The following is a 7,930-nucleotide window of genomic DNA, read 5'->3' on the forward strand; positions in this document are numbered from 1 at the left end:
CCCGCGGCGGCGGTCGGGCCCCCGTCTCCGACGACGACGGCACCTGGAACTGGGGCGCCAGGGACGCGCTGCGCACCGCGATCAACGGCTGGGAACTGCCGCTGGACTGGTCGGCCACCCGGCCCGAACGCTTCACCACCGTGATCCTGCCCCGGCTCGGGGAGTTGGCCGACGAGCGGCTGAGCCAGCGGCACGGCGTGACCCGCGAGTCGGATCCGGCCCGGGCCCGGGTGCTGCTGGGTGACCAGCTGTGGAAGTTCCTGGAGACCCCGCCTCGCCGCACCCCGTCGCCGCGCAACCTCGCGGCGATCGTCGCCGAACTGGAGAGACTGTGATGAACGACGTGGACCGCAGCATGCCCGCCGCCGAGGTCGGCCCCCTCGCCCGGTCGGTGCTGGAGGCGGTCGGTCAGGTCGTCGTCGGCAAGCGGGACGCGCTGGAACTGGTGCTCGCCGGCATCCTGGCCGGCGGCCACGTGCTGCTGGAGGACCTGCCGGGCCTCGGCAAGACGCTGACCGCGCGGTCCTTCGCCCAGGCGCTCGGGCTGGACTTCCGCCGGCTCCAGTTCACCCCCGACCTGCTGCCCGCCGACGTGACCGGTTCGTTCCTGTACGACCAGCGCAGCGGCGACTTCTCGTTCCGGGCCGGGCCGGTCTTCACCAACCTGCTCCTCGCCGACGAGATCAACCGGACCCCGCCGAAGACCCAGTCGGCCCTGCTGGAGGCGATGCAGGAGAAGCAGGTCTCGGTGGAGGGCGTGACGTACAAGCTGGACGAGCCGTTCCACGTGCTGGCCACCGCCAACCCCATCGAGTACGAGGGCACGTACCCGCTGCCGGAGGCGCAGCTCGACCGGTTCCTGCTCCGGGTCTCCTTCGGCTACCCCGAAGCCGAGGAGGAGTGGGAGGTGCTGCGCCGGCGGATGTCCCGCCGCCGCGAGGAGGCGGACATCAAGCCGGTGGTCGACGCGGCGACCCTGCGCGCCATGCAGGCCGCGCTGGAGGACGTGGTCGTGGAGGACTCCGTCGGCCGCTACATCGTCGCGCTGACCGCCGCCACCCGGGAACACCCGTCGGTGCTGGTCGGCGCCTCGCCGCGCGGCTCGCTGGCGCTGCTGCTGCTGTCCCGCGTACGGGCCGTCATGGCCGGGCGCGACTACGTCGTCCCGGAGGACGTCAAGGAGGTCGCGGCGCCCGCCCTGGCACACCGGATCACGCTGCGGCCGGAAATGTGGCTGCGCCGCGTCGATCCGTCCTTCGTGGTCGGCGAGGTGCTGGAGGCGACCCCGGCCCCCGCCAGCGGCGCGCTGCCCAGCTACGCCGCCGGGCACTGATGGTCGCGCCCGCCGTGTCGCCCCGAGAGTCGCCGCCGCAGGAGCCGGAGCCCGCGACCGGCTGGGTGCCCACGTGGGCGCTCGGCCGGGCGGTGCTCCTCACCGGGCTGCTGCTGATCGCGGGGGTGCTGCTCGGCCGGGTGGACCTGGTCGTGCTGGCCGCCCCGTTCGCGCTGGGCACCGCGTACGCGCTGCGCCGTCGGCCGACCGCCCTGCCGCAGATCTGGGTCTCCGCCGACGAGGGGCACCTGGTCGAGGGCGGCGAGCTGACCGGCACGGTCACCGTCGGCAACCCGGACCTGATCGACTACGACGTGGCGGTGGTGCGCAGCCGGGTCTCGCCGTGGCTGCGGGTGCAGCAGGTGACGATCGCCGGGGCGACCACCGCGTCCGGGGCGGCTTCGGCCGTCGCCCCGTCCGTCGCCGACCGGCCGTTCGTGACCGCCGTCCCGACGGCGGCGGCCGTGGACCTGGAGCTGACCGGCACGGCGCTGCGCTGGGGCCGGCACCCCATCGGCCCGGCGGGCGCCCGGGCGGCCGCCGCGCAGGGACTGCTGGTCTCCCGCGCCGTGATCGCCGAGCCGTCCCGGTTGCGGGTCTACCCGAGGACCGAGCCGTTCGACGCCGTCGAGGCGATGCCCCGGGCCGCCGGCCTGGTCGGCGCGCACCACTCGCGCCGGCCCGGCGAGGGCGGCGAACTGGCCGGCGTACGGGTCTTCGCCCCGGGCGACCGGCTGCGCCGGGTCGACTGGCGGGTGTCGCTGCGGGCCCGGCAACTGCACGTGGCGGCCACCCTCTCCGACCGCGACGCCGAGGTGGTGCTGCTGCTCGACGTGCTCGCCGAGGCGGGCCGTTCGGGTGGGGTGTCCGGGGCCGCCTCCGTGCTGGACACCACAGTCCGGGCCGCCGCCGCGATCGCCGAGCACTACCTGCACCGGGGCGACCGGGTGTCGATGCTCGAGTACGGCCCGGCCGCCCGCCGGCTGCGTCCCGCCGCCGGCCGCCGGCAGTACCTCACGGTCCTGGAGTGGCTGCTGGAGGTGCGGGCGGAGCACTCCCCGCACGAGCCGTACGACCAGGTGTTCGGGCCGCAGTTGCTGTCGGCGGACGCGCTGGTGGTGGTCCTCACCCCGCTGCTCGACGAGCGGTCGGCGCAGATGCTGGCCCGGCTGGCCCGCTCCGGGCGGTTCGTGGTCGCGGTGGACACCCTGCCGGCGAACCTCACCCCGCCGAAGGACCGGGGCTGGGCCGAGGTGGCGTACCGGCTGTGGCGGCTGGACCGGGACACCATGATCGGGCAGCTGCGGGAGCACGGCGTGCCGGTGGTGCGGTGGGCCGGCGCGGGCAGCCTCGACGAGGTGCTGCGGGACGTGGCCCGCCTGGCGACCGCCCCGAGGGTGGCCCGGTGAGCGCGAGGAACGTAGCGCAGCGGAGTCCCGCAGTCGCGAACGAAAGGCGGGCCCGGTGAGCGCGAGGAATGTAGCGCAGCGGAGTCCCGCAGTCGCGAACGAAAGGCGGGCCCGGTGAGCGCGGTCACCGAACGGGCCAGGGCGTTGCGGTACGCCGCCGCCCGGATCAGCCTGACGCCGCTGCTGGTGCGCGCTGGCATCTTCCTCACCGTGCTGGTCGGCCTGCTGCTCGCGTACCCGTCGCAGGTGCTGCTCGGGCGGCCGCTGCTCGCCCTCGTGGCGGTGGCGGTCCTGCCGGCGGTCGGGCCGCGCCGGCTCTGGCCGACCTTCGCGGCGCTGGTCACGGTCGGCGGCTGGCTGATGGCCACCGACGGGTACGGCCGGCCGATCGCCCTCTGGCGGCTGCTCGCCGTGGCGGCGGTGCTCTACCTCACCCACACCCTCTGCGCGCTGGCCGCCGTGCTGCCGTACGACGCGGTGGTCGACCCGAACCTGATCGTGCGGTGGCTGGCCCGGGCCGGTGCGGTGCTGCTGGCCACCTTCGTCCTCGGCGTCCTGCTGGTCGAGGTCGGCAGGCTCGGTGGTGACGCTGGACACCAGGCGGCGACGGTGGTCGGTCTGCTCGTGGCGGTGGCGGTGGCGGCGTTGCTGGGGTGGCTGCTGCGCCGCAGGTGACAGCCCTTTTTCGGGGTAGTCATGCAGGTCACAGGGGTTGTGCTCCGTCACAGAGAAGGGGCGCGAGCGGGATTAGCCGGGCCGCGCGGGGAAAGATAGATGACGTGAACCCGAAGCGGATCCTTGTGGTGGGTGCCGGGCACGTCGGTCTCTACGCGGCCCTGCGCCTGTCGAAGAAGCTCAGTTCCCGTGAGGCCGAGGTCGTCGTGGTGGACCCTCAGCCCCACATGACCTACCAGCCGTTCCTGCCGGAGGCGGCGGCCGGCAACATCTCGCCCCGGCACTCCGTGGTGCCGCTGCGGCGGGAGTTGCGGCGGTGCAAGGTGGTGGCGGGCGCGGTGACCCGGATCGACCACCACCGCAAGACCGCCGTGGTGCAGCCCATCAGCGGCCCCACCCGGGAGATCCCGTACGACCACGTGGTCGTCGCCCCGGGTTCGGTCTCCCGGACGCTGCCGATCCCCGGCCTGCACGAGCAGGGCATCGGCTTCAAGACCATCGGCGAGGCCATCTACCTGCGCAACCACGTGCTGGACCGGCTCGACGTGGCCGCCGCCACGCCGGACCCGGCCGTCCGCCGGTCGGCGCTGACCTTCACCTTCGTCGGCGGCGGGTACGCCGGCATCGAGGCGCTCGCCGAGATGGAGGACATGGCCCGGGACGCCCTGAAGTACTACCCGGAGCTCAAGCCCGAGGACATGCGCTGGGTGCTGGTCGAGGCGACCCAGCGGGTGCTGCCCGAGGTCGACCGGGACATGGGCGCCTACACGGTGCAGCAGCTGCTCAAGCGGAACATGGACATCCGGCTGGACACCCGCCTGGAGTCCTGCCTCGACGGGGTGGTGAAGCTCTCCGACGGCGACAGCTTCCGCTCCGACACCATCGTCTGGACGGCCGGCGTGAAGCCGTCGCCGATGCTGGACGCGACGGACTTCCCCCGCGACGAGCGGCGGCGGGTCACCTGCCTGCCGACCCTCCAGGTGGTCGACGGCGACCGGGTGGTCGACGGCGCCTGGAGCGCCGGTGACTGCGCGGCCGTGCCGGACCTGACCAAGGAGCCGGGCAACTACTGCTCGCCGAGCGCCCAGCACGCGGTCCGCCAGGCCGCCCGGATGGCCGACAACATCGTCAACGTCGTCCGTGGCCGGGAGCCGGTGGAGTACAAGCACAAGCACGCCGGCAGCGTCGCCAGCCTCGGCCTGCACAAGGGCGTGGCCCAGGTGTACGGGATCAAGATGACCGGCTGGCCGGCGTGGTTCATGCACCGGACGTACCACATGAGCCGGATCCCGTCGTTGAACCGCAAGGTCCGGGTCGTGGTCGACTGGTCGCTGGCGTTCTTCCTGAAGCGCGAGGTGGTCGCCCTCGGCCAGCTGCACGATCCGCGCGAGGAGTTCGCCGAGGCGTCCCAGCCGGTCGGCGCCGGCCGCGCCTGACGGAGCACGCGAAGCCCTCTCCGCCTGCGGCGGAGGGGGCTTTTCGCGCGTTCAGCGGGTGCGGGTCAGACGCGCCAGGTCCAGGCGTCGGCGATTCGGGTGGCGGGGCCGTAGAGCTGCTCCAGCGTGCCGCGAAGGCTGTCGGCGTGCGGGGTGCCGTCGGCCAGCGCCACGCAGGAGGCGCCCCAGAACTCCGCGTCCTCCGCGGCCTGCCGGCGCTGTTCGTCCCCGATGACGGGTTGCCCGCCGCGCCTGCCGACCTCGGCCAGCAGGGCCGACGTGGGCTGCGCGTAGGTGCCCATCGCCGCCGTGCCGCCGCGACCGTAAGGGCCGATGAAGAAGCCCTCCGGCATGCCGAACGCCGCGTCGGCGGCGGTCGCCCAGCGCATCGGCCATGGTTGCTTGGGCGTGGCGAGCGGCACCGGCACCAGCACTCCGCCCGGCTCGACGCACTGGCGCCAGTGCCCGCCGGTCACGAACTCGGGCAGCGGCGGGCGCTCGGCGGTGGGCAGCGGGGTCGGCAGCAGCGGCAGCAGCGCCACGCCGACCGCCGCCGGCACCAGGCGGCGGGCCAGGCCGGTGCCGCGCAGCGCCCGGTCGACCGCCAGCACCAGCAGCGTGGCGATGAGCGGGAGCACCGCGAGGGCGAACCGCATCGGCAGCGCACCGTCCACCACGGGCAGCCCCGAGAGCAGGGCGTACGGGCCCGGGACGGCGGTGCGTTCGCCGTCGACGACCACCCGGGGACCGAGCGACAGCGCCCCCGTGACGAGCGTGCCGACCACGCACGCGGTGACCAGCGGGCGGCGGCCCAGCCAGAGCGCGCAGGCGGCGGCGACCAGCAGCAGGGGCAGCCCGAGGAAGGTGTTGTACTCGGCCGGCCCGGTGGTCAGCCGGGCAGCCCCGTCGCCGCCCGCGATCGACAGCGGCGAGACGGTCCACCAGCTGCGCAGGTCCGCCGAGAAGTAGTGCGGGCTGAACATGCCGTCCGAGACGCCCTGCGGGCCGGCGAACTGGAACCACAGCGGCCAGGCCAGTACGACCAGGGCCAGCCCGGCGGCGAGCATCATCCCGGCGGCGAAGCCGGGCAGGGCGCGGCGGGCCAGGTTCCGGTCCGCCACCGCGTAGGTGACCGCCATCACCAGCAGCGTGATCGCGCAGAGGAAGAGCACCTCCTCGCCGACGAAGACCTGCGCGGTGACCGCCGCCGCCAGGCCGACGGCCGAGCTGACCACCCGCCGGCGGTCCGGCCCGTCGGCGGTGCCCGCCGGGTCGGCGGCCCGCAGCATGCGGACCACCAGCCAGACGATCAACGGCACCAGCCACTGCGCGGTCATGTGCAGGTGGCTGTTGGACTGCGAGACCATCCCCGGGCCGAACCCGCAGAGCGCCGCCCCGAGCGCGGCGGCGAGCCGGCGGGCGCGCAGGACCCGGGTGAAGAGCAGGTACCAGGCGATCGCGGTGCCGGCCAGGTTCGCCATGGCCAGCAGGGCGAAGGTCACCGGCGCGCCGAACGACAGGGTCACCGGGGCCAGGAGCACCCCGAGCGCGATGACCGTGGTGTTGGTCATCAGGTTGACCCCGTCCGGCGCGTTGAGCCGCCCGGTGAGCAGGTCGAAGTCGCCGAGCAGCGCCCGCGAGTCGACGGCGAGGAACCACTCGTAGAGGGCCTGGTCCTCCGGGTTGAGCGCCAGGACCCGGGCCGCCGGGTCGGGCCAGAGCCCGTGGGTGAGCCAGCCGGCCAGCGCCACGAAGAGCAGCACGACGGTGACGTCCGCCCGGCGACGGTGGACGGCGGTCAGCAGGCGCGCCGGCCGGAGCCGGCGGGACGGCCGGTCGACGGCGAGGACAGCCTGGTCAGGGACGGCGTCGGGGGCCGTGGGGGCTGCGCTGCTCACGGTCTCGACCCTAGTGCGACCCGCCCGCCGGGGTACGCCGGGTCGCCGCCGACCCGCTACCGTGACACTGCACCACGCGTGTCGACCCGCGCGGTGTCACCCGCCCGGGTGGTGGAACGGCAGACACGGCCGCCTTAAAAGCGGCTGCCGCAAGGCGTGCGGGTTCGACCCCCGCCCCGGGCACGCCGCACTCTCAGCTTCCGCTCAGCTTGGCGATCTCCACGGGACTGTCCTGGGCGTTTACTCTTGGGGGTGCACGTTCACGTGCAACGACCCCCTGAGGGAGGCCTGACAGTGAAGACTTCGAACCCGGTGCTCGCCCGGCTCGGCCAGGCGGCCGAGCGGGAGCGCTCCGCCGGGTACGCCCCGACCGGGCCGTACGGACAGCCCGGCTATCCACAGCAGTACCCGACGGAGGCCGGCTACCCGGCGGCCCCGCCGACCGTCAACACCATGTCGATCGACGACGTGGTGGTCAAGACCGTCACGCTCCTCGGCATCCTCGGCGTCTCCGCCGCGGCCGCCTGGGTGCTGGTGCCCGACGCGCTGCTCGGCGCGGCCTGGATCGGCGCGGCGGTGGTCGGCCTGGTCCTCGGCCTGATCATCTCGTTCTCCCGGATGGCGAACCCGGCGCTGGTCGTCGCGTACGCCGTCGTCGAGGGCGTCTTCGTCGGCATGGTCAGCAAGTTCTTCAACTCGCTCTACGACGGCATCGTGGTCCAGGCGGTGACCGCCACGTTCGGTGTCTTCTTCGTGATGGCCATGCTCTACAAGGCGAAGGTCATCCGGGCCACCCCGAAGTTCGTCAAGGGCATGATCGCCGTGATGGCGGGTCTCTTCGCCGTCATGCTGATCAACCTCGTGTTCGCGCTCTTCGGCGTGAACACCGGCCTGCGCGACGGCAGCCCGCTGGCGATCGGGTTCAGCCTGGTCTGCATCGTGGTCGCCTCGCTGAGCTTCGTGCTCAGCTTCAAGGAGGTCGAGGACGGCGTCCGGATGGGGCTGCCCCAGCGCTACTCCTGGGTCGCCGCCTTCGGCATCCTGGTCAGCCTGGTCTGGCTCTACATCGAGATCCTGCGCCTGCTGAGCTACTTCCAAGGCGACGACTGACAGTCGCCCGCGACCGACCGGCGCCCGCCCCCGCATCCGCGAGGGCGGGCGCCGTCGTCTACCCCGCTC

The 7,930-nt window shown here is 73.7% G+C and carries 6 protein-coding genes, 1 tRNA gene and 1 pseudogene; 7 read left to right on the forward strand and 1 reads right to left on the reverse strand.

Going from position 1 to position 7,930, the window contains the following annotated elements; translation table 11 throughout:
- The 5 genes and pseudogenes from F6X68_RS27660 to F6X68_RS27680 all read left to right on the forward strand — a co-directional run.
- Positions 1-335: pseudogene (locus tag F6X68_RS27660) on the forward strand (hypothetical protein); the annotation flags it as partial.
- Entirely contained in the window at positions 335-1,333 is a 999-nt protein-coding gene (locus tag F6X68_RS27665; protein WP_151457016.1) for a MoxR family ATPase, read from the forward strand. The pseudogene F6X68_RS27660 and the gene F6X68_RS27665, both read left to right, overlap by 1 nt.
- 14 nt (positions 1,334-1,347) lie before the next feature.
- On the forward strand, positions 1,348-2,742 hold the full coding sequence (locus tag F6X68_RS27670; protein ID WP_192581559.1) for a DUF58 domain-containing protein: 1,395 nt from the start codon (positions 1,348-1,350) through the stop codon (positions 2,740-2,742).
- Between the two features lie 114 nt (positions 2,743-2,856).
- A complete protein-coding gene (locus F6X68_RS27675; protein WP_151457018.1) occupies positions 2,857-3,417 on the forward strand; it encodes a hypothetical protein in 561 nt (186 codons plus the stop codon).
- A gap of 104 nt (positions 3,418-3,521) precedes the next feature.
- Positions 3,522-4,853, forward strand: a complete 1,332-nt coding sequence (locus tag F6X68_RS27680) for an NAD(P)/FAD-dependent oxidoreductase (protein WP_151457019.1) — start codon at positions 3,522-3,524, stop codon at positions 4,851-4,853.
- Positions 4,854-4,918: 65 nt separating this feature from the next.
- Here the strand turns inward: F6X68_RS27680 and F6X68_RS27685 are convergent, their stop codons facing one another.
- The gene (locus tag F6X68_RS27685; RefSeq protein ID WP_151457020.1) at positions 4,919-6,751 is read right to left on the reverse strand and encodes a hypothetical protein; all 1,833 of its coding nucleotides are present in this window, start codon (positions 6,749-6,751) and stop codon (positions 4,919-4,921) included.
- Positions 6,752-6,853: 102 nt separating this feature from the next.
- On the opposite strand from F6X68_RS27685, the gene F6X68_RS27690 reads away from it, so the two are divergent.
- Together F6X68_RS27690 and F6X68_RS27695 are read left to right on the forward strand one after the other, a co-directional pair.
- Positions 6,854-6,934, forward strand: a tRNA-Leu gene (locus F6X68_RS27690).
- Positions 6,935-7,045: 111 nt separating this feature from the next.
- Complete coding sequence (locus tag F6X68_RS27695) at positions 7,046-7,861, forward strand: Bax inhibitor-1/YccA family protein (RefSeq protein ID WP_121396533.1); 816 nt, start codon at positions 7,046-7,048, stop codon at positions 7,859-7,861.
- Positions 7,862-7,930 lie beyond the last annotated feature (69 nt).

The organism is Micromonospora sp. AMSO12t (assembly GCF_008806585.1).
Classification (GTDB): domain Bacteria; phylum Actinomycetota; class Actinomycetes; order Mycobacteriales; family Micromonosporaceae; genus Micromonospora; species Micromonospora reichwaldensis.

Excerpts from the sequence above, each read along its gene's own strand:
- F6X68_RS27665 (WP_151457016.1), top strand. The coding sequence starts at position 335 with ATGAACGACGTGGACCGCAGCATGCCCGCCGCCGAGGTCGGCCCCCTC.